This is a genomic window from Flavivirga abyssicola (assembly GCF_030540775.2).
GTDB lineage: Bacteria > Bacteroidota > Bacteroidia > Flavobacteriales > Flavobacteriaceae > Flavivirga > Flavivirga abyssicola.
This window is the reverse complement of the sequence record NZ_CP141266.1, coordinates 2,508,306-2,533,241: the sequence shown is the minus strand read 5'-3', so window position 1 is coordinate 2,533,241 and position 24,936 is coordinate 2,508,306. Positions and strand designations below refer to the sequence as shown.

The window sequence follows — 24,936 nt, the reverse complement described above, 5'->3', positions numbered from 1 at the left end:
TTATATTACCTTGGTATAAACCTCTTAAAATTATAATTTCTTTACTTCTGTAAGATTATTTTTTAAACTCGCAATTCTGCTATTTGAAATAAAGAATTTACTTTAGATCGTTTATATATAAATTTTGAATGACGCTAAATCATTGAGATAAAACGCCCCAGGGAGTAGGTATAAAATTATCCATAATTATATTTTTAAAGATTCGATGAACTCGTATTGGAATACTTTTAAAAACACCTTGGTATTTTACTCTATTTGTTTTCCCATTCGCTTTTTTAATTCCTGTAATGGTGTTATCCATTTTTCGGGAATTTGCCCAGTTCGGTCTGGTGGCACATTTAGTAGAAAGTTAACTCGATTATCTAGACATGCTTGAAACTTATTTACTAATTCATCCATTGGTTTAACAACATCATCATCTTCCCAAAACCATTCATTACCTATAGGCATATTTGATTCTGCTGGAACATAATACTCTTTTCCAGAAATATTTAATATTGAATTGTATTCTTCTTCTGGTGAAAACCGTTCTAATGTTAATACATCGGTAGGCCAGGCTTTATGTTCTAAAAACACTAATTTATTCCCAGCTTTCTTTTTACCATGATTCATTATCACTAACATATCTGGATATTTTTCCGATATGTGGTCGTAAATAAATTTTCGATAACCATCACCTAATATGATAGGAATATCAATCCAAAACTGAGTTAAAGGGCTATATTTCTCTAGTAGCTCATCAATTTGGGCAGTCATGAAATTCTGGTATAAATGAGATGTAAAAGGAGCGCCTTCGGCTGGGTTAGATTCAGTAGGAGTAATTAGAGCTCCATTATAATTTTCACTTTTATTAGGTGTAAAGCTTCCAAAAACATGATGATTATCCCAAGCACAATAATATATACCCGGTGCTATTCCCTGTTTTCTACATTCATTAACAAACTCACCAACTACATCGGTTGAATCTTTATTATTACTTACATCGTAACCTGTATATTCAGAAGGCCACAGACAGTGACCTGCGACGTGTTTAGCTGTTAATACGGCATAATTCATCCCCGCTTCTTTAGCAACATTTATCCACTGCCCTACATCTAGATTGGTTGGGGCATAGGTTTCTATCGGAGCATTTCCTTCCGGAAGTTCTTCTCCAATAAATGTGCTCATCCCATAATGAATGAACATTCCATATTTTAAATCTTGCCACTTTTCTAATTTCTGTTTAGACAAACGTTGATTAAGCAATACTTCTTTACTATCAACGATGTCCTTTTCACTCTCATCAATATTTTTTTCTTTGCATTGTATTGTTATACTTAGCAATAAACAACCTACCACTGCTTTTACAGTCCACGAGGAAATTATTTTACTTATCATTTTGTTCATCATTTCTTTATATTAAAATATTCTATTTAAGGCTTATTTTTTATCTAATAACAATCAATCAATAATTTAAGCTATCTCATTTTTAACTTTACATGGTACTACAATTACCTCCGTTTTAACCCTATATTTGCAAAAAATGAAGGCAAAAACCCTTCTTCGCCATAGCTTAAATTTACATGAGGCTTTCATTTAAATCTTTCAATCATCTCCATATTAGTAATAGTTCCAACAATGATCATACTATTTAATACCTAGGTTTTATTTAGTATTTTCATTTTATATATTTAATTGATTTTTTTTCTAAACTCATCTATATACAATCCCATTTTATCAAAAGGAATTGGTTCAAAATTTAGCAGCTTCTTAAATACTTTAGAATCTTTCCGTAGCATAAAATTACCATTCCCAAAATCAACAAAACCAGGGTCTGTATCGGTTTGATAATTATTAATATTTTCAAAAACACCATACTTCCCGCCTCGTATTTCTACAGGGTTCTTTTTCCCTCCAACGATCACATTTGTTGTAAGTACATTTCTTCGAGAGTGCATCCCTTCCCATTCTTCTCCTTCTTTAATAACATCCATATAATTAACTAATTTGGGGTATCGTTCACTGTATGGCGGCTCGAGTATATTTATGTCTTTAAATAATCGCTGTTCAAAAAGTTTATCTTTTCCAAACATAACTGGTCCCTTTCCTTTGTACCATGTATAATAATGTGGGCTTAAAACAACGGTTCGAGAATGCGGATTGATTACTATATTATTTTTCATCGATATATCCCAACCTGTATTACTATAAAGTACTCCATGAGCGGTATGCATATTATAGAATACATTACCAAATACTGAAATTCCACCAGAAGAATCATCACAATAAATCCCCATATTCATACGCTCTTTATTTCCACAATCATGGAAATAGTTATATCTTATAATTTGTCCTCTATCACTAGGATCACGCCCCGTATACCAAACAGAAACGTCATCAGAATGCATAACTACATGATGGATATTATTGTACTCAAAAATATGTTCTGGTCCAACCGTAAAGATGGCTTGAAAATCGGAATTGTAAATTTCATTGTGCTTTACCTTATTTCCACAACCATCTACAACAACACCTCCCCAACGAAATTTATTTCTGCGGTTGTAGTCATGAATTTTACAATTTTCAACAACATTATTTCCGGGAATCAATTTACGTTTGCTTCCTCCACTTAGCACAATACCTCCAGTACCAGTATTATAAACATCGCAGCTAAGTATTTTATTATTTTTTCCTGCTTTACGATTCCAGGTTGTATACTTATAAATATGCCCTGCATAATTACCTACTCGTCTCGAAATTGGCACGCCTTCATAATGGTCATGCGTAATATAAGGAACCGTTTGTTTAGAGCCTTGTCCCATAAAAATGCCTGTTGTCCCAAAATTTCTTACTGTACAACCTGCCACTACATTATTAGAACCTCTCTCCATATAAATACCAATACCTCTGCCATTTTCAACAGTAAAATCACGAAAAACTATATGACATGCTCCTTCTATACTCACCACAGGATCTTCAATAACTGATATTTTTACAGTGCCTTTGTTAATATCGGATGTTGGCCAGAAATAAAGCTTTCCTAGTTTACGATCTACATACCACTCACCAGGCATGTCCAATTCATCTAAAATGTTTAATGCCACATAGTGTGTGTATTTTTTTCCTGATCTTAGCCCATACATATGGGGTTTAGAAAATTTGATGTGTTTTTTTTTAGGATCGATATATTCTACATGAAGTTTATCATCTGCATAACCATTCTTAAAAGTTCCTTGAAACCATACATCATCATTGCCTGCCCATAAAGAGTGACGCTCATCTTTATATTTAATAATCCCTCCACGTTCTGAATAATCTCCTGCTCTAGGGATAGACCCTTCCTCAACAACTTCCTCTATCTGAACAAACCCTTCATTTGGATAGCGTGCAATTGTCATTGGTTCATCATTAAAAAAAAGTTCTATGGGTGCCGGATAAACTGAAAGTGCATGACCGTATTGCTTATGTGTTCCATAATCTGTAATTCCTAAAGCCTTTAAATCCGCAACACGAATATTCTTAACAGCTTTAGGTGTCAATCTTTGTTTAATTGATTTCGATTTTAATTTCTTAAAGTTTTTCGCAGCTATAGAAATGCCTCCTGTTAAAAAAACCTGATCGCCTTCAACGGCTCTATAAACAATTGGAATGCCCGGTATGCCTGAATCTAATTCGTTTAGTTCAAACGACTTATTTTGGTAATATTCTCCAGCAGAAACCCAAACTACAAACCCTTCACTTGGGTATACTTTTGTAGATTTATAGTTTCTAATTAAATCTCTTGCTGCGTTTAGTGTTGCTACTGGTTTATTTTTGGAACCGGAATTACTATCATTTCCATTCTTAGAGACATAAATATTAACTTCTTGAGCAAAAGCTACTAAAGTAAACAACATAAAGGTCAAGAAAATAACCATTCTATTCGTCTTCATAATCATCTTTTGAATTTAATACATCGTCAATTGGACGTGACGTTAATATATTAAATATTGAAATATTCTAGTGAGCGAGTTAATAACATTGTAGGATGCCCTCTTTTAATTTTTTATGCCCGACATTTTAAATGTCCATGCATATTCACACGGAGCTTCAGACGGACTTAATGCCGGAACATCTATAATAACATTTGCTCCTTGCTGTTTCCAATTTAAAGCCTTGTCGTAACCCAACAACTCAATTTTTGCTCCTGATTTTAATGTTACATTCTTTACAGTCAATTGGTTCTTTGGAAATACAGGACAAATCGCATAAAGGTCTGTTCCTTTTTTAGTAAAAAAAGCTTCTTTAGCTGCAAAGCCAGCTTCAGGGTTAACAGTTAATCTCATAACATCATATTTCACCTTATATCTACCTCGTTTTGCATCTGCAACTTTACCTTTTGTCCATTGACAAGTCTCTTTATTTAGTGTTGTACCGTAAATGGCTTCTCCATTTATTTCTAACCATTCTCCCATTTCTATTAAACGTTCTTGCATAATAACAGGAATACGACCATCTGCCGTTGGCCCTATATCTAACAGAAAATTACCGCCTCTACTTACAATATCAATAAGCATGTATAGTAGTTCTTGAGTCGAGTTGTAATCTTCAATGTTTTCTGTTTTACTATATCCAAAGGAATGTGCCATACCTCTATTTTCTTCCCAGGGTACATCTGCATTAGGCATTCCGGAACCGTATTCGGTTGTATAGTAACCTCCATGGTGATGACGCGTTTCCTTACCCCAACGGTCATTAATAACCACATCTTCTTTACTAGCCGATTCGTTATATAACCAAGAAAGTAATTCTGTAGATTTCCATGTGGTATGTGGGTAATCCCATTCGCCATCGGTAAAAATGATAGAAGGTGCATAATTCTCAACAACATCTTTAAATTGTGGAATCATGTGTTTTTCTACATATAAATCTACATCTGAAGTATACAATGGATTGAACCATTCATAAAGCGAATAGTATATTCCCATTTTTAAATCTGTTTTTCGCACTGCTTTTGTAAGCTCTCCTAATAAATCTCTTCCTGGACCAGAATTAGTCGAACTCCACGGTCTTCCCCACGATTTATCGGATTCTTTACTAGGCCAAAGCGTATAACCATCATGATGTTTGGACGTTAATACAACATATTTTGCTCCTGATTTTTGAAAAATATCTGCCCATTGATCGGGATCATACATTTTACAATCAAATAGGGGTACAAAATCTGGATAGGTGAAGTTTTTTCCATATACATTATTGTGAAATTCGTTAGTTTCATGGTATCCATTTTTTACCCTATTAGGGTTTACAAGATTCATCCAATACCATTCTGAATATTCACCAACCTTTGAAAATGCCGGTACAGAATAAGGTCCCCAATGAATAAAAATTCCAAACTTAGCGTCTGTATACCAAGATGGAATTGGGCGGCTATCTATAGACTTCCAATTAGCGTCATATTTATTTTGCGAAACTATTTTTAATGACCCTATTAATGCTATGACTATAATTATATGCTTCATGCTATTTTATTCCTGATATATTTTAAATTAAGTTATTTTTTTGTTTTTGAAATTTTTATACTGGTGCTTAAAACCTTCAAATCATCAATAATTAGAGGTGCTGTTAATTTAATATCTTCAGACGAGCTACCAATCATTATTTTAAAAGCTCCTGACTCTACCACAAATTCCATATTTTCATTATAAAGGGCAAAATCGTGTGGTTTTAATGTAAAGCTTACTTTTTTAGTTTCATTTGGTTCTAAGCTAACTCTCTCGAAACCTCGTAATTGTTTTTCATAAACCGTTACACAAGATACCTCATCAGAAAAATAAAGCTGCACCACTTCATCGCCTTTTACGTCGCCTGTATTAGTAATATCAACAGACACCTTTACGTCGCCTTTATTTTTATTATTATTAATTGTAGAATGAACTAACAAATTGGAATATTCAAATGTTGTATAACTAAGTCCATATCCAAAAGGATATAGAAACCCACCCACACGTGTTTTCCCTGAGCCATTTGGTCCTTTTGAAGGCTGATTTGCTTGTGCTCCAGGTTTTGATGGAAAATTCATGGGGATTTGCCCCACTGTTTTTGGAAAAGACACAGGCAATTTACCTCCTGGATTATAATTTCCAACCAACACATCTGCTATAGCAGCACCCCCATATTTACCTTGAAACCATCCTTCTACAACTGCAGGCACGTATTTATTAATCCAATTTATTGTTAAAGGACGTCCATTAATTAAAACCACTACTACTGGTGTTCCGGTATTATATACAGCTTCAACCAATTTTTGTTGATTTCCCGGAAGGTCTAAAGACGTTCTTGACCTTGACTCTCCTACGGTTTCTTCATCATCACCAACTACCACAATGGCTAACCCAACTGTTTTTGCAATTTCTACAGCTTTATCAATTTCTTTTTGTTCTGAATCTACTGGTGACATCGGAATAATTTCTGAATCTGGCCAGTTTTCATCAAAAAAGTCACAACCTTTGGTATATTTTATCTCAACATCTTTTGGAAACTTTTCTTTAATGCCCTCATAAACTGAAACAACATCTATATTTGATGGCCCGTACCTACTTATAGAATGATTAATAGCTTTAGCATTTGGCCCTGTAATTAACACTGATTTGTATTTATTAAAGTCTAAAGGCAATGTTTTGTTATCATTTTTCAATAAAACAATAGACTCTAAAGAAGCTTGGTAAGATATTTTTTGAGAATTCTTATTCGATACTGTTTTATCTGCTTTTTTAAATTCCTTTCCGTAAGGCGTATCAAAAAGTCCTTGCCAAAATTTAACTCTTAAAATGTCACGGACACAATCATCTACAGTTTTTATACTTAATTGACCTTCTTTCACTAACTCCCTAACAGGAATAATGTAATCTTCGGGCATAGTAAAATCTGTTCTTATATTCAATCCCGCTTTTACAGATTTTAAAACCGCTTCTTTATGGTCTTGTGCTACGCGGTGTTTATCTGAAATGAATTCCACTGCACGACTATCGGATACCACGTATCCTTTAAATCCCCATGATTTACGAAGAATATCTCTTAAAAAATAGCTTGAAGCTGTTACTGGCATACCATTATAATCGTTATAAGAACTCATAACACCTAAAGCTCCGGCATCTTCAATAGCTCTTTTAAAAGGGTGTAGGTATAATGAAAATAATTCTCTTTTAGTAATGTGTGCATCTGTTCTGGCATCACCATCACGTCCTCCTTTTGGAGCACTGTAAATAGCAAAGTGTTTTGGAGTAGACACAACCTGCTCCTCTTGTATAGATTTAACCATATTATAACCAAGTTCTCCTGTTAAATATGGATCTTCACTATAACATTCAACTGTTCTACCCCACCTTGGATCCCTGGCTATATCAAGAATAGGAGCATATACATTAGTATATCCCAGTAACCTGGCCTCTCTTCCTGTGATACGTCCAATTTGACTCACCAGATTTTTATTCCAGGTAGATCCTACCCCAATTTGAGATGGAAAGCTAGTCGCTTTTTCATGACATAATCCTCGGATACCTTCATTTGTAAAATCGACAGGAATACCTAAGCGTGTTTTTTCTATAAAAAATCGTTGGATCTCGTTCAATGCTTTAACATGGTTTGAAGGTGGCCATGCTTTATCTGTTTCTGAATCTGGGTGATATGCTAAATTATTAAGCTGTTCATCTATATTACCTATACCATCTTTCCAAATTTCATTTACCCAATCCTTAGTAGGCAATTCATCTTTTAAAACACGACCAAAACCATAAAGCGTTGCCATTTGACAGCTTTTTTCTTCTAATGTCATTCTGGACAACAAATCTTCTATTCGTTTTTCTACAAGCTCCTTAGTATCTTCATAAGGTTCCTTACTTCCATTCTTGTTGAAATCTATCCAATCCTTATGATAAATTTTCTTATCTACTTGCCCTGATATTAGAATTGGTAATAAAAGAAAACTTAAATAGATTAATCGTTTTAGCATTTTTCTAGTGTTTATTTTTCGTTTTAATTCATGTTTATTCATCCTGCTTACAAAATAATCTCGAACTCATTTTATTTAGTTATATGTGGGATAACCAAATATTAAATGATGAATAACTTATACTTATGTGTTTAATTCGTTTAGGTTACATTATTTAGTTAAACTTGCTCTATATACCTCACCATAAAACTTTTCCATTTCATACTTGGGAGCATTTACATCTTCTCCCCACTTATCCATAGCGTTTTTAAGCGCTTCTAATTTTTGCGGGTTTTCTTTTGCAAGGTTTTTTGTTTCTGAAGGGTCTTCGTCTAAATTGAATAAAAGATACTGATGTCTATCAAGAGCATATGGCATATTAAAGTATTCTATTAACTTCCAATCATCTTTTATAATACTGCGTCCAGGCCAATTTCTTTCCTTTTTATTCGCATAATGAATTAACGACACATATTTTATCCAGTTAAATTGCCTGTTTTCAAACTTTACATTAGGATCTTTTAATAGTGGCGTTAAATCAACCCCATCTATATTTTTATTACGTTCCACATCTTCTTTTACCTTCGCCATAGTAAGTAATGTTGGATAGATATCCCATCCTGCAACACGTTCATTTGTAACAGTTCCTGGCTTTACAACACCTGGCCAATAAACAAACATAGGGACACGTGTTCCTCCTTCATAAAACATTCCTTTTCCTCCCCGAAGCGGATAATTTTTAGTAATACCCGATTTGAGTTCGCCTCCATTATCGCCCATAAATATTATAATGGTATTGTCTGCCATTCCATTATCTTCCAGTGCTTTAATAATTGTACCTACACCATCATCTAAATGTTCTACCAGCGCAGCATAAGTTGCATGTGTATGCTTGTTCTCAGGGGTAATTAACTTCTTATACTTCTCTACCTTATCTTTATTAGCTTCCATAGGTGTATGCACTGCATAATACCACAGGTTGAGAAAGAACGGTTTTTTGGCACCTTTTTGGTTTTCTATAAACCTGGCTGCTTCTGCCGATAAAGCTTCGGTTAAATGTGTTTCAGGTGAATAGGATTCTAAATCGGGAACTGCGGATTTTTTAGTTTTTTCAGCATTAAGAACTCTACTTATATAGGGGTAGTTATAGCTTCCCGGGCAGCAAAATTCATTGGATGCGATCTCAACATCAAAGCCTCTATCTTTAGGACCATTATCACCACTACCTATATGCCATTTACCTATATGAGCAGTCGTATATCCTGCTTTTTGCAATACGTTTCCGTAGGTGATTTCATCTGATTTCATTTCTATTCCAGCTCCAGTAACTCCACCTAAACTTCCATGACTTACAGCTCCTAATCTACTTGGGGTTTTTCCTGTAATTAAAGAGATACGACTGGGTTGGCATGTGGGATGTGAAGAATGAGCCTTAGTAAAATACATACTTTTACTAGCCAATTTATCTATATTAGGGGTTTGATATAAATCACTACCCGCATACCCTAAATCTGCAAACCCTAAATCATCCGCCAAAATAAAAACGATGTTTGGTGATGATTGTATGGTTTGTTCTTCTGCCTTTTCTGAAGGTTTCTTTTCCTTACAGTTTACAAATAGCAATAAAGACAACATGCATACTATTATATTTTTACTCATAATTAAATTGTTATAATGCTTTTATATGAATTGCTAATCCGTTTTTGTTTTTTATATTAAAAACTAAATCGTCTTCTAAACTCACCTTTCTTTTCTCAATACGAACTTTGGTGAACGAATCTACATTTTCATCGTCTGAATAGATGATGGCCTCATAGTTTTTACCCGCTTCTAAGAAGTCTAATGATAAGTTAATATCTCGTGGCGTATTACCATTTAAAGCGCCTACAAACCAATCTTCTCCACTTCTTCTTGCTATAATGGCATATTCACCTGGATACCCGTCAATGACTTTGGTATCGTCCCATACGGTAGGAAGCGCGTCATAGAATGCTAATTCTGGAACTTCTTTAATAAATTCTTTATTTCCTCCTGCACCTTCTTCGTTTGCCTCAGAACCTTCGGGTCTATCATACCAATACAAAAATTGCCAAGGACTATATACACATACGGCTTTGGCTAGCTGAGAAACATGGGATCCCATTGTTTCTGTTACTCTAGGCGCAAAATAGCAGTTCGTTTGGTCACCTGCTCCGGCAATCATTCTTGTAAAAATAGTGTTAAGAACCATGCTGTTTTCTGGAGATTCCTCATCGCCTCTTATACCTTCCTGAGTCATAAAATTTGGGTATGTTCTAGAATAACCTGTTGGGCGATATTCATCATGAGTATCTATCATTAATTTATAATCGGCCGCTTTACGAACAGCATCATGTAGCCAACTTGTCCATTTCTGTGGCCCCACATTAACAAATCCATATTTAACACCACTAACACCCCAAGAGCTAAGCAAAGGCAATATATCATCCAATTGTTTCTCCATGGCTCTTCTGTTAACATATAGAACAACTCCAATATTTTTACTCTTGGCATATTTTATGACTCCCAATAAATCTAAAGGTCCTTTTGACCTTCTTGGGTCTATTGTAATGGTAGTAGCGTCTGAGGCATCATCGTATTCATTACCATACCAACCTGCATCAAATTCTATAAATTGAAGATTATGCTTTACTGCAAAATCAACACAAGCCATCCCTCCCTTTGTTGTAAGGGTACTTTCTCTAATAATTTTCCCAGGTTTAATCCACGATGTATCCTCTAATTTATTCGGCTCGTTTAAGTTTAAAATAAGATAATTATGCTCTAGTAATTTTCCGGGTTTCTTAGCCGCCATAACAAAACGCCATGGGGTTTTTAAGGGGGAGTTCCCTATGACTTCACTACTTAATTCTGACACCAAAGTTCCAGGGCTTCCTTCTTTATTAACAAACTTCATACGAGCGTAGTCAACTAAAGCAGCTTCACCTATGGCTAGAAATATTGAATCTTGTAATTTAACCAATAACGGTCTTTCTACAGCTTCTTTTATACTAGAAACAGGCCTCTTTACAATTTTACCTTGCGCTTCTGTCGAAGTCCAAGCAATCGCATCAGGTGGTAAAGAAAATTCTGTGCTTTCACTTTGTATGTTTATCGCATCTCCTTCATTATTTAAGAATTCATAGCGAAAAGCTATGCCTTCATTATAAGCTCGTACCCTTAGATTAAAAATTTCTTGATTATCACTATCGCTAAATCTAAAAAGGGATTCATTATAAATCTCGGGGTATTCATTCTTTTCTCCATAAACAGGTTTCCAACTCGTATCAATTGAAGTATTTTCTACCTGTTTAACATTTGCAATTTGGTAGGATTTATATTTTAAATCCAATGTGTTTAAAACAAATCCTAGTTTAGAATCTCCTACAACACCTTTTTTCTTATAATTAACAGAATAAAATGGCTGAGATAAACTATCGTCTATTTTTAACATAAATTCAAAATCCAGATTTGGACTTTGAACAACTAGGGTTTTATCTTTTTTGCTCGAACAAGCACTTAATAAAACAGCAACAAAACATATTTTAATTATTAGTATTTTATTCATTTATAAGTTTTAAAATATTAGTATTAATAATATCTGCCTAAGAGTAATATCCCCTAGAGCGGAAAATGATAAACTTGCAATAGCGATATTATTTATAAGTCAAATTACTTGATTAATTATATGTTTAAGGTCGATTTAATGCTATAAATAGTGAAGAAATTGTTCACTTAAGAGTAAATAGCAGACAAAATGTTCAAAAATTCAACATTTCGAACAATATGTTGAAGAAAATTCTTCCATTTTAAATAGTGGAAAATTTCTTCAAAATGAGTATCTCAGAGGTAATCTACAGGGGTATTTTGACCGTTTTATTTTGGTTTCAGAGCCAAAAATCGAAATTTTGTATTTAAATCATCTGAACTACTTTTTTGTAGTTCTGACCTCTCAGAGAGGTCTAAAAGTTGGAGAATTTTTAAAGCCAAAATTTTAATATAGTTTCTACTAATTAGAAATTTTATAAACTTGAAGTATCATTAACAAATTTAATAGAGATTCCGTATTAAAACACTTTAATAAGTAAAGACACATTTTAGAAGCAAGAAATAGAAAAAATTGATCTAGGTATTAATTTTGGGGAAAGCATTTAATTATTTATATTTGAAATATTGTTTTAAATATAAAACAAATTAAAATCAATAATCATGAAGATTAAAAATACTTGGAAGTAAAATATAATTTTAATGGTATTTTGATGATATTACTTAAAATATTTATGTTTTTTAATTTTTTTTACCATTTTTGGTTAAATATATGAATTATGGTAAGTTAACACTAAAACGTACAAAATTTCACACATAAGCATATTTTAATATTCTGGCTACTTATAAAAGCAGACAATAATACTCCCTAAAAATAATTAATAACTGTAATGTTAAATAAATCTCTCATATTAACCTTTTTTATTCTTAGTTACTGTAATTTGGCAAACGCCCAATACATTGAAGATCAATCTGTTTCTGATTTTTTATCTATCACAACAGAAAATGGATTGTCTCAAAACACAGTAAATACTATTTTAAAAGACAAATCCGGATACCTATGGTTTGGCACAGATGAAGGACTAAACAGGTACAATAGTTACGACATTGAAGTTATTGATATAAACAAAAATAAATCTGAAACTTTAATCGGAAAAAAGGTTCTTGATTTGTACGAAGATGATGAAAACCTTTTATGGATTGCTACAGATAATGGGCTTAAACTTTATAACCCAATTACAGAAACTATAACCCTATGTAATCTATTCGAAAACTTCAACAAGCCCATTAAAGTAAATTGTATTGAAAAAGAAAATGACTCACTTGTTTGGTTAGGGACCTCCGAGGGTCTTGTTTTATATAATCTTAATCATGGTGTTATAGACAATTATAGGCATGCTGCTAACAGAACAAATTCATTATCCAATTCGGAAGTATTATCATTAGCTAATGATAATGCAAATCTTTGGATAGGGACACGACATGGTTTGAACCGACTTAATAAAAAAAGCAAACGAATTATCAATTATTTTTATAATGAAAATGATAAAAACTCTGTTGGGGGAAATATTATAACAGCACTTACCTTAAATAAAGAAGGTAATCTCTGGATTGGGACACTTCAAGGAGGCCTATCATATTATAATAAAAAACATTTTAAAACTTTTCACACAGACAATAGCTTGTTACCTCATAATGAAGTCAGTGACATTTTTCTAACTAAAGAGGGAGACCTTTGGGTTGCAACTAATGGGGGAGGCTTAGCTAAAATGAATAAAACCTCTCATACATTTTCAACTTTAAATCATGATCCAGACCATATTCAAAGTTTAGTAACTAATTCAATATATTCTGTATATGAAGATAGGGAAGGTATTTTATGGGTAGGTACTTATGCTGGTGGCGTTTGTTTCAATACATCAAAAAACAGTGTTTTTAAACTAATTAGACATCAAGCCCATGATAAAAATAGTATTATTGAAAGCCGAATTCGAAGTGTTTTTCTTGATAGCAAAAATAATTTGTGGTTTGGAACTTGGGGAGGAATAAGTAAATACAACTCAAAAAACAAGCAATATACTTCTTATTCTCACGAAAAAAACAACCCTTCATCTTTGAGTTTCAACACAGTAACATCTATTTTTGAAGATTCCAAATCCAATATGTGGTTTGGTACATACTCAGGTGGGGTAAATTTGTTAACTCCTGATAAAAGGGGTTTTTATCATTACAAACACAACCTCAACGATACGGGCAGTATTAGTGACAACAAAATATATTGTTTTGCTGAAGATGCTTCAAAAAACCTATGGATAGGCACTCAAACAGGATTAAATCTTTATGATCCAATTCAAAATAACTTCAAAAAGTATAGTAATATTAATGTTCGAGATATAAAAGTCACAAAAAATAATAATCTTGTATTAGCCACTATAGGAGGTATTGCGATTTTTAATCCATCTACAGAAACATTTGAAGATTTTTATAGTAATCAATTGGAATCTTTTCCTATAAGTCAAGTTTATTTTGAAAACGGCGAAGAACTCATTTGGTTTTGTTCTCAAGGAGGTGGAATGGGCTATTTAGATTTAAATAATCATGAATTTACTTTTTTCACTGAGGATGATGGATTACCCAGTAATTTTGTTTCAAGTATGGTTTCTATGGGAGACAACGCTTTTTGGGTAAGTACATTTAAAGGGCTTGTTAAGTTTGATAAAAAAACTCAAGCTTTCGAAAACTTTGGTGATAGCTATAAACTCCCTTCTAAACAATTTCAACCAAAAGCATCAGTAATCTTACCTGATCATTCTATTGGTTTTGGAGGTTCTAAAGGCTTAGTTATATTTCACCCCGATAGTATTTCAAAAAGCAAAAAAGGGCCTTCAATTGTATTTTCATCTTTAAAAATAGATAATAAAAGTGCCAATGTAAATGTTGAGAACTCACCATTAAATAAAAGCATTTCAAAAACCGAACAAATAAATCTTAAAGCCATACAAAATGATTTTTCAATTGATTTTGCTGCATTAGATTTTAATACCCAAGGCAAGAACAAGTATGCTTATATCCTAGAAAATTATATGAATGACTGGGTAAATATTGGCGCTAATAGATCTGTCGGGTTTACAAATCTTAATCATGGAGATTATGTACTTAAAGTGAAAGTCATTAATAGCGCTTCTAAGAGTAATGAAAAATCTTTAAAAATTTTCATTGCCCCTCCATTCTATGCCACATGGTGGTTTAAGACCATGATGTTTCTCACATTTATTTTGTTACTATACTATTATAATAAGTATACTATTATAAGTACAAAACAAAAAAATGAAAACGAACTACAGCGCATGAAGTTAAAGAATGAAGAGGATTTCAATCAAATGCGTTTTCGTTTCTTTACTTATATTTCTCATGAATTACGCACACCTTTAACGTTGATTTCAGATCCTATATCGCAACTCATTAAGTATAATAAAGATGAAAAAAACTCCCATTTATTACAGCTTGTTAATAAAAATGTATTTCGCCTACTGCGGTTGGTTGATCAAATTTTGGACATAAGTAAACTAGAAGGTGATACTTTAAGTTTACAAGTTTCTGAACAAAATATTATAGAGTGTATAGAGAATACGACACACGCATTTCATGAATTTGCCATTCAAAATGAAATAACATTCAAATTCCAACCGCAAGAAAAAAGTTTAATGGGCTGGATAGATGAAGATAAAATCGAAAAAATATTATATAATCTGCTATCTAATGCCTTCAAATTTACAATGAAGAGAGGGCATATTACTATTTTATTAGATTATACAGATGCCTCAAAAGAATACATTATTGTGAGTGTTGTAGATGATGGTATTGGTATTGCTGAAGACAAATTAGCCAAAATATTTGAAGGATTCTATCAAATTAAATCTGCCAAATCCCTAAATCCAAACGGTGCGGGTATTGGGCTGGATTACGTAAATAGATTAGTAATACTACATAATGGCAATATTAAAGTTGAAAGTGAGCTTGATAAAGGTTCTACATTTTCAGTGACCATCCCCATAAAAAAAGAATTTTATGAATCTAAAAACATAAGAAATTATGTTCCGGAAAGACTTCCTTTAAAACCTATAAATCTTTCAAAAGATACTCCTGAAAATGAAATCATAACTAAAAATCACAATAAAAACACACCAAAAATATTGGTAGTCGAGGATGATTTCGACATTAGATCTTACATCGTAAATGCCTTATCGGAAAACTTTAGAGTTATTGAAGCCCCTCACGGAGAAAAAGGTTTGGTTAAAGCTTTAAAACATATACCTGATCTAATATTAAGTGATACTTTAATGCCTGTAATGGATGGAATTGAATTTTGTAAGCAAATAAAGGAAAATGAAAAAACAAGCCATATCCCATTTTTATTTTTAAGTGCTTGGACATCGGATGAATTTAAAATAAAGGGCTTAAGTCTTGGTGCTAATGATTATATAAAGAAGCCTTTTAGTATTCAAATACTGGAATCCAGAATTAAAAACATTATTGAAACAAACAAAAAAATATCAGAGAAATCTAAAACCAAAATAAACTTTATTCCAGATAATAAAGACATCGATTCAACGGATGATTTATTTATTAAAAAGGCTTATGAGGTTTTAGACCAAAATTTTGACAATCCTGAATTTAATGCACATGAGTTCCGAAAGAAAATGAACATGAGCCATTCAGGTCTTTATAGAAAGCTAACGCAATTAACAGAAAAGTCTTCAAATGAATTTATTCGTGATTACAGGTTAAAACGTGCAACTCAAATTATAAAACAAAATTCTGGTTTATTAATCTCCGAGGTGTGTATTAAAACAGGGTTTAATGACCCCAAATATTTCAGTAAATGTTTTAAACAGGTTTATAATGTAACACCTACTGAATATTCTAAGAAATACTCAAATACTGAAAATACGGATTTAGAGAATCCATAAAACATCATTTTTTAAATAACGTCAGTTCGATATATTATAAATTGATAATCAGTTACTTAAAAGGTTTTAAAGAAGAAATCATGTCATTCATTACGAGGAACGAGGAGGAATCTCATCATGATGAGATTCCCGTTCCTGTCTGTCATGCCTTTGGCTTAGTAACTCGACAGTTACGGTATACCATACCTACCGTCTTTTAAAAAAAGATTTATATTTTATTATTTACTTTTCTCGTCCAAAGAAAAGTAACAAACCTGCCTGCCGGCAGGCAGGAGAAAAGACGCCCCTTCGATAGGAATTTCTTCTTTTGCTTAGGCTCAAGAAGAACCAAGTACAAAACTTCGACGTCGCGCCAATGCTACATCCCATACTATGCTCCTAGGTTTCGAAGCTTTTGTACTTTATTCTTACGAAGGGTCGGGGCTTGCCTTATGGTCATTTCTTAACGATCGCCTTAATCCCTTTTTTAAATCTTATAATCCTCTATTTAGGAGGGAACGACCTGTCCAAAAGAGAGGGCTAAGTGCCGCTCATTTGGAGGTTTTGTGGTTTCTACCTGATAGATATAACATATCATCACGATACCTCTTTTCTTTAATATTATTATAGTTACTGTTTAGGGCAATATGTGGGTACACCGTAACTGTAAGTAGGCAGGAGAAAAGTGTTCAAAAGGGGTTTCTAAGTGTCGCACCTCTGGAGAATTTGATTTAAAAAATAGCTCCCAAGTATAAAAAACTTACAAGAGAAAACAGATGTTCGATACTATAATAAGAAGAATAGCTTTTTGTTGCTTAAAAAAGTATCTACGAACTACTATATAACAACTATTTAAGCATAAAAAGAGGCTGCCTTTTATGGACAGCCTCTTTTAACTAAACGGAACTAACACTAACTCAAAAAATTATACGTTTTTTATTAAATAATATTATTAATTGCCTGGAAATCCTTCCCAACGCCATTCGTTAATACCATCTCGGATTCTATTACGGAATGTAAGGGTTTCTTCTACTTCAAAATCTTTCCCTCCATCACTATATTTATACTTTAAAGTAAACTTTCTCTTAACAGGATCCCATAAACTGAAACCGTTTTCCTCGACTTGATACGTAGATGAAGGATCTGCAATAATAGTTACTGAATTATCAATTGGATTTACTTTAAGTTTCATAGAAAAATCATCTCCCGAACGATTAGCTACACCATTAACACTTACCGTATCCATCATAATGGAGCTTAATTCTCGTATGGGTGTACTGGGGCCATCTAAATTATCTCCATATACATAAGCCGTATCCAACACCTTAGTAACAGTAAAGAATTCTTTTAAACTACCCACTTGGTAAAAATTACCCTCATACGTATTCATTAGTTTTATTGGTATTATAGTTTCTCCTTTTCCATCTAAAATAGAATCCGTAGTTGTTGAAACTATTTTTAAAGGAATAGCATAGTTAAAATCTTTTAAGAGCATATCATTTGCCATTTTTAAAGAATCAAACTTTACAGGCAATAACCCTAAATATTCTCCTTTGGGTATGGTTATTTTATCTGGGCTCCCTAATGTATAATAATCACTTGGCAATATGGTATAAGATGTGCCATCTAATAACGTTTCATCAATTTCAAACGTAACCTCTTCATCGATGGTATTTTCTCTAACACCTCCAATGTAAGCACCGATTTTAATTTCAAGTCCTTCACCAGAAACAGCCGATCTTTCTAATTCAGAGAATGGGAAATACACTGTTTTAAAACCTATTGAATCTACTTCATAATCATCATACCGTTCACATGATACGATTATTGAAAGCAACAATAAACAAACAATTAAACAATTTCTATATTTCATAATTTTCATATTTTTTTATACAATTATTAGTTAACTATTGCCATCCCGCATTTTGGATAAGAGCATTAGAAGATAACACTTGGTTTCTTGGTATAGGATTGTAATACATACGCTCTGAAAAATTTCTGGACTCTACTTGTTTTTCTTCGTATGTAAAAGAATCTTCTCCTAGCCTTGTAACCTCAACTCCTTTAACTGGTTCTGTAAGCAGTTCTAATGGTAATTTCCATCGTCTTACATCATAATAATATTCACCTTCAAAGGCAAACTCTACACGTCTTTCATTTCTAATTAAGTCTATATAGGTATCTAAAAGATCGTCAGCAATATCTATATACAAATCATTATTTATACCTGCTCTTGTTCGTATTTCTACAAGAGCATCTTTGGCTGTAAAAGCCATACTCCCATTACTACCATTAACGCCATAAGCTTCTACTGCCGCTTCTGCAAAATCCAAGTATAATCCTGCTCTTGTAAAAATAGGATACATTTTATTAGCCTTACTAGATCCTGTAGTCTGATCAGGATCAAAATTAACATTTTCACTCAAATATTTTTTTAGATAATATCCTGTTCGAGTGGCTTGTTTTTTTATTGAGCCGTTAGCATCTTTGCCTCCATCAAAAACTTCAATATAAACATTCCTATAGTCATTTTGCCCGTTATAGAAAACAAAACGCTCAAAACGTCCTTCTCTATCTTCATAAGGATAAATCGCATTATAAATAGAGTTAGGATGTGTAATTGGAAATCCATTTTTATCAGCAAAAGCATCCACTAAATTCTGACTTGGATTAGCATTACCATTACCAAACATAGATGGTGGATAATGAGCACGTTCTAAGTTTCCATTAGAACTAAACCCTTTTCTCCATAAATGATCTTTATTGTCAGTTTCATCAAAATTCCCATAAGGACTAAGTGGTTTTAAAACACCTCCATCAATAGCAATTATAGCATCGTAAGCGGTTTGAGCCGCTTGTTCCCAAGGAATCTGTTCATAAGCTGGACTTGCAGCAAAAAGATCTAATCTTGCACGTAAAGCCCAAATTGCCTCCCTGGTAATCCTACTGGTATTCACAGCACCAGCCACTACATCAGCATCACCTTCGTAACGAAATACTTCAATATACTTATAAGCGCTATCTAAATCTTTTTTTATACTGTTATAACTCTCCAGATATGTGCTTCTTGGTACACTATTAGCCTCATTTATGGTTAATAAATCATCTATTATTGGAAATCCAAGCATTGTACCATCTGTTGCTGAAGGGCCTGCAAAATTCTTAAGTAGTAGCCATTTATAATATGCTCTTAAGCCAAAAGCTTCTCCTCTTGTTCTTTTCTTTAGCCCTTCTGAACGCTCTTCGTCAAGGGCATCAAATTTTATATCTTTTACATATTTAAAAAATTCATTAATCCTGAAAATATTGTCGATAGCTAAATTCCATTCACCACTTACTGGCGAATTTTCTGCCGTAGCACCAGACACCGCAGCTCTTTTTGCTCCATTAAATTCTACAGCGTTATTTGTAAAGTACTCTAAAGAAATTCGAGGTGTACTTCTCACGCCTCCATACACTGGGTTTATAAGCCCCCCTGCACGTCTTATATCATTTAGAACCTCATCGGATGATAAATCAGGACTGGGAATAATCTGATCAAACTCGCTTTCTGAACACCCAGTATTCAAAATCGAAGCTATCATTAAAAAAAGTAATATATATTTCTTCATATTTTTTAAATTTTATAATTAAAATGATACTTGTATCCCCAGTTCAAAGGCTTTCAATACTGGATGTAAGGTATATCCATGTTCTTTACTTGGCATAAACCTATCCTTACTATAAGATATTACAAAAGGATTTTTGACAGATCCAGAAAAGGTAAACTCCTTAACACCTAGATTATTTAATAAAGCTTTTGGTAAGGTATAAGCTATCATAATGCTTCTTAAATTAAAATAGTCAGCATTTTCTAACCAGAACGACGAATTTCTATAGTTATTTTCGTTATTCAATGTTGTTAATCTTGGCAAACTATTACTAACCGGCCAGCTTTTTGCCAATGTTGTCGTGTAATCGTTTGTCCCTGTATTCCAGTGTAGTTCTTCAATATAGCTACCTCCAAGAACACCGTCTCCATGAATACTCAAGCTCCAACTTTTATATTGCATCATATAGTTTATACCATATGACATTCTTGGAGCATTACCTATTTCATGAATATCCTTCTCATCAACCACACCATCATTATTAAAATCTTTATATTTTATATCACCAGGTTTTACTTCACCAAAAAGCTGAGGAACGGCATTCGCTATTTCAGCTTCATTTTGAAAAATGCCTTCTGCTTTAAGACCTAGAATACGACTTTCACTATTCCCATTAATATTTCTATACTGCTCTGGGTAATTTACATTGTCTGATGCTGTGATATGATTATCTCCATACATGGCGTTAACACCTATTCTAAATGAAAGATTCTCACCAATTTTACCATTGTATGATATACTGGCATCTATACCTCTAAACTTGGAATCTCCATAATTATCTAAAGGAACATATTGACCTGGTATAAGCGCATATAAATTTTCCGGTGCTATTATCTGATCATAGTTACGAATATTAAAATAATTTATCTGCCCATTTATTTTAGATTTAAACATCTGGAAATCTAAACCGGCACTTAAATACTCTTGCTTTGGTGTTAATAATTCGTCTGGAGCCGTAAATGCTCTAACTTGACCACCAACACCACCAGAAGCTCCTACAATTCCAAAAGTTGCACCTGGACCATCAACGTATAAGTTTTCAGAAATAAAGAATTGAGTCACAGGTCTTGATTGTACTCCAAAATTAGCTCTTAGCTTTAAAAAATTTAACCAAGATGATCCGTTAAGAAAATTTTCTTTATGCAACAACCAAGCGATCCCTGCATCATAATTTATTGTTTTTCTTTCGTCTTTAGATAATTGACGAATAGGGGTGTTCATAAGCTTTCCTTCCAGTACATATTTCTGGTTAATCAAATAATTTACCCTGAGCCCTAGATTTCTAAAGATTAAATTCTGATCTAACCCACTTCCTGTTACTTTTTGGTTCGTAAAAATTAAATCTGCTATAACCTTATGATTTTTATTAAAATCCCTATTATAATGTAAATTAACGTTAATAAACTGACTCCTATCAACCTGGTCTCTATATCTTTCCCATATGTTATCTGGTTCTCTTGCTTTAAATTTTCTAAAAGTAGTTGTATAGGTTCCATCATTATTTAATGTAAATACAGGTTCTGCTCTATCTACAAGGTATAATAATTCTGTATTACCGTTTGCGGTACGGGTTTGTAATTGCTTAGACAATACATTTAACGTATACGTACCTATCAAGCCTTTAAATGTTAAGCCTTTAATTAATTCGTCTAAATTTAAATCTAGACCTATGCGGGCAAAAGCATCTCTTCTAGTATCTTCTATAATGGGACCATGTGCCAAATCTGTAAGTAAGTTGGTCCCATATTCTGGTGTGATGGCATAAATACTATCATTAATCTTATAAGGCAACGCATTGGCAGGATAACTGTACATAGTAGCAAATGCCTCATTAGCATTTAGTCTTGGTTCTTTTGTTGTATTAAAACTTCCACCTATACCAACATTAACTATTCCTGCATCACCTAATTTAATTCGTACATTGTTATTTAACCTAAATCTTGATAGTTTTCTACCATCACCAACTTTTTCAATACCGTCTGTACTATAAACCCCAAGATGAGAAAAGTACTGGACACCTTCATTACCCCCTGAAAAATCCCCTGTAATATGCTTATACGTAGAAAAACCACCTATCAAATCTTCATAATAATTATTATTAGGGTTTCTTACCGGATTAGCTCCAGTAGTATAATCACTAATATCATTTTGTGTATAAATTGGAGAAAAACCATCATTACTTAATGCTATATTATAGTTTCTTGCATACTCTTGTGCATTCATAGTATTAGGTAAAAAAGCCGAAGTTCTGACACCTGTTCTGGATCTAAACCTGAATGAGCGTCCACCTGGCAGTCCTTTTTTAGTGTTTACAAGCATGGCTCCTGATGCACCTAATGTACCATACATAAAAGAAGAACCATAATCTTTAGCTATAACAACATCATCAACCTCAGCAGGTGTCAAAACTAAAGATGATGGAATTCCATCAACATAAATTTGAATATCTTCTTGATTACGAATGCTATTTCTAAAACTTTCTGAAACCGGAGATGCATTATCATATGTACTCTTTAAACCAGATAACCTACCAGCTAAAGCTTCTTGGGTAAAAGCTGTTGGGAAATCATTTAATTCCTCTCCAGTTATACGCTCGACCGATCCTGTAATTCTCTCGAAAGGTAAACTTCCTAAAGATATATTAATGGCTTCTTCTGGTTTTATGACCCCCCATTGTTTTAAAACAATGGTTTCATTTTCCAGAGCGCCTTCTGTTATGTAAACAAGCTTATTTTCATAACCTAAGCGAGATATAATAAGAATATCTTCGTCTTGAACGCTTAAGCTAAAAAATCCGCTTTTATCGGTAATCGTTGTATTTCTGGATTTAGATGCCTTAATATACACATCACTCAATTGATCTCCAGATTTATTGGTTATTGTTGCAGATACCTTATTTAAATTATCTATTTCTTCTTCTTGAGCTTTAACCTTTAAAGATATCATAGAGAAAACACCTGCCAATACTATATATAATATTTTCGTTTTTATCATTGTAAAATCATTAATTGTTAACATATTACCAACCAGGGTTTTGGGTTAAATTTGGCATTTCATAAACTTGTCTATCTCTCTCTCTTATTGGATATCTGTACTGTCTTTCCTCAAATACCCGACCTTGTCTTATTGGATATTTTTCATAACGAAACTCAGTTGGTTGAGATAAATCTTCTATAACTCTTACACCATGAAAATCGACTCCATTTAATTCTATATGAGCTGTTCTCCAACGCATCATATCAAACCATGAATGGTATTCAAAAGCAAGTTCTACTCTAAATTCATTTCTAACAACATCTCGAAAAGTTGCAGCATCGGTTGTAAATTCCGGTCTCACATTTACCTGTCCTACTCTGTTACGAATAGCATTTAAAGCATCAACTGCTGATAAAGATGCTTCTGGAGCTGATGCATTAGGACCGTAAGCTTCATTAACAGCCTCTGCATAATTCAAATATATTTCGGCCATTCTTATATAAGGGGCATTACAAAATACTTCTCTTCTGTAAGCAATATTATTAAAGTTAGGAGGCATTAATTTTCTTACTAAATACCCTGTCTTTGAATTAAAATTATCGCCTCCATTTATTGATGCCCGATCGGCTCCTAAAGTTGGTTCAGTCCTCATGTCTATAAGATCATTTTCTGAAACTTTTGCCCATGGTGCTCCATGGTACAATATATCTTTATAAAAACGAGGGTCTCTGTTCGTATAAGGATCTTGCGGATTGTAATTTGAATTAGGGTGGTCTATAGGCCAACCATCTGCAGTTTCAAATCTATCTACCATTTCCTGCGTAGGAGCAAAACCACCAGCTCCCCTAATATTTTGCCATGCCCATGTATGACTCTGTGGGTAACGTAAAGTTGCAACATCTGGTATCCCTTTTACCATATATCTGGGCCAAACTCCTTCAATGGTACCTGGCTCTGTATGGAATATATGACTATAATCACCTTGGAACAGTCCAACCTTATCAGAATTTTGGGCTATTTCTATTAAATCCCATGCTGCTGCAGCAGCCATCTCCCATAATTCATTATCTTTTTGATTACCGGCTGTATAATTAGGACTCGCTGCAGTAGTAATTGCTTTGGATTTTAACCCCATAGCTGCTGCTTTTCCTACACGTCCCATATATTTAGGATGAAAAAGGTAACCAACTTCTGGTAAAACAGCAATAGCCGCATCACAATCTGCAATAATATCTGCTATTAATTCACGGTTTGTTGGTCTAGGTAAATTTAATTCCGTATCCGGAAAAATTCTGGTTTTAATATATGGCATAGGACCCCAACGTTTATGAAGTTCGTGGTAAGCCATCGCTCTAAATAAAAGGGCTTCCCCTTTTACCAGATCTATTTCCTCTTGAGGCATAATATCTGTTGTTACTTCATCTATTCTATCCAAAATACTGTTTGCAACCAGTATAGTTTCCCAGTTATCAAACCAACAAACATAAAAATCTGGATTAGCAAACTTTTCATTTAAACTTGCACTTATATAGTCTCCTTTAAGAACCCAATCATTTACTTTCAAAGGTCTGAGAAAAAGAACATCTCCACTAAAAACCTCTACACTACCATAGTTTTTTCCTGTACCTCCTTCTGTTCTGTTTTGACCATCATATCTGGTCTCAAACATCCATTCCATATTATCATACAACCTATAAGCAAAACTGTTAATTTTGTTCCTGTCTCTCCAAACTTCATCTTCCGTAGCAAATTCAGCCCCGTCTTCTGTTCTATCTAAATAGTCTTCACAACTCACGAAGAAAGCTATAGATAAAAAAAGTAATATTTTGTTTTTATAACTCATTTTATT

The 24,936-nt window shown here is 33.4% G+C and carries 11 protein-coding genes; 1 reads left to right on the top strand and 10 read right to left on the bottom strand.

From position 1 onward, the window contains the following. Positions 1-246: 246 nt before the first annotated feature. From Q4Q34_RS10585 to Q4Q34_RS10560, 6 genes are all read right to left on the bottom strand, one after another. Positions 247-1,377 carry an alpha-L-fucosidase gene (locus Q4Q34_RS10585; RefSeq protein WP_303318312.1) on the bottom strand — a complete coding sequence of 377 codons (1,131 nt, stop codon included), beginning with the start codon at positions 1,375-1,377 and terminating at the stop codon, positions 247-249. A gap of 293 nt (positions 1,378-1,670) precedes the next feature. After that, positions 1,671-3,911 (bottom strand): right-handed parallel beta-helix repeat-containing protein, encoded by a 2,241-nt coding sequence (locus Q4Q34_RS10580; RefSeq protein ID WP_303318313.1) that lies wholly within the window; start codon positions 3,909-3,911, stop codon positions 1,671-1,673. A 105-nt stretch (positions 3,912-4,016) separates the two neighbouring features. Beyond that, a complete protein-coding gene (locus tag Q4Q34_RS10575; RefSeq protein ID WP_303318314.1) occupies positions 4,017-5,480 on the bottom strand; it encodes an alpha-L-fucosidase in 1,464 nt (487 codons plus the stop codon). Between the two features lie 32 nt (positions 5,481-5,512). Beyond that, positions 5,513-7,969: a glycoside hydrolase family 3 N-terminal domain-containing protein gene (locus Q4Q34_RS10570; RefSeq protein WP_303318315.1), complete on the bottom strand. Its 2,457-nt coding sequence runs from the start codon at positions 7,967-7,969 to the stop codon at positions 5,513-5,515. Positions 7,970-8,119: 150 nt separating this feature from the next. Continuing rightward, positions 8,120-9,607 (bottom strand): sulfatase, encoded by a 1,488-nt coding sequence (locus Q4Q34_RS10565; protein ID WP_303318316.1) that lies wholly within the window; start codon positions 9,605-9,607, stop codon positions 8,120-8,122. A gap of 10 nt (positions 9,608-9,617) precedes the next feature. Beyond that, positions 9,618-11,534 carry a glycoside hydrolase family 97 protein gene (locus Q4Q34_RS10560; protein ID WP_303318317.1) on the bottom strand — a complete coding sequence of 639 codons (1,917 nt, stop codon included), beginning with the start codon at positions 11,532-11,534 and terminating at the stop codon, positions 9,618-9,620. A 919-nt stretch (positions 11,535-12,453) separates the two neighbouring features. On the opposite strand from Q4Q34_RS10560, the gene Q4Q34_RS10555 reads away from it, so the two are divergent. Continuing rightward, positions 12,454-16,482: a hybrid sensor histidine kinase/response regulator transcription factor gene (locus Q4Q34_RS10555; RefSeq protein WP_303318318.1), complete on the top strand. Its 4,029-nt coding sequence runs from the start codon at positions 12,454-12,456 to the stop codon at positions 16,480-16,482. Between the two features lie 931 nt (positions 16,483-17,413). Here Q4Q34_RS10555 and Q4Q34_RS10550 read toward each other — a convergent pair. From Q4Q34_RS10550 to Q4Q34_RS10535, 4 genes are read right to left on the bottom strand one after another with little or no spacing between them, the layout of a single operon-like run. Next, positions 17,414-18,334 (bottom strand): BT_3987 domain-containing protein, encoded by a 921-nt coding sequence (locus tag Q4Q34_RS10550; RefSeq protein WP_303318319.1) that lies wholly within the window; start codon positions 18,332-18,334, stop codon positions 17,414-17,416. Between the two features lie 34 nt (positions 18,335-18,368). Continuing rightward, positions 18,369-20,072, bottom strand: coding sequence for a RagB/SusD family nutrient uptake outer membrane protein (locus tag Q4Q34_RS10545; RefSeq protein ID WP_303318320.1), 1,704 nt, complete (start codon positions 20,070-20,072; stop codon positions 18,369-18,371). 18 nt (positions 20,073-20,090) lie between these two features. Then, entirely contained in the window at positions 20,091-23,129 is a 3,039-nt protein-coding gene (locus Q4Q34_RS10540; RefSeq protein ID WP_303318321.1) for a SusC/RagA family TonB-linked outer membrane protein, read from the bottom strand. A gap of 1 nt (position 23,130) precedes the next feature. Beyond that, the gene (locus tag Q4Q34_RS10535) at positions 23,131-24,930 is read right to left on the bottom strand and encodes a RagB/SusD family nutrient uptake outer membrane protein (protein WP_303318322.1); all 1,800 of its coding nucleotides are present in this window, start codon (positions 24,928-24,930) and stop codon (positions 23,131-23,133) included. Between the last annotated feature and the right edge of the window lie 6 nt (positions 24,931-24,936).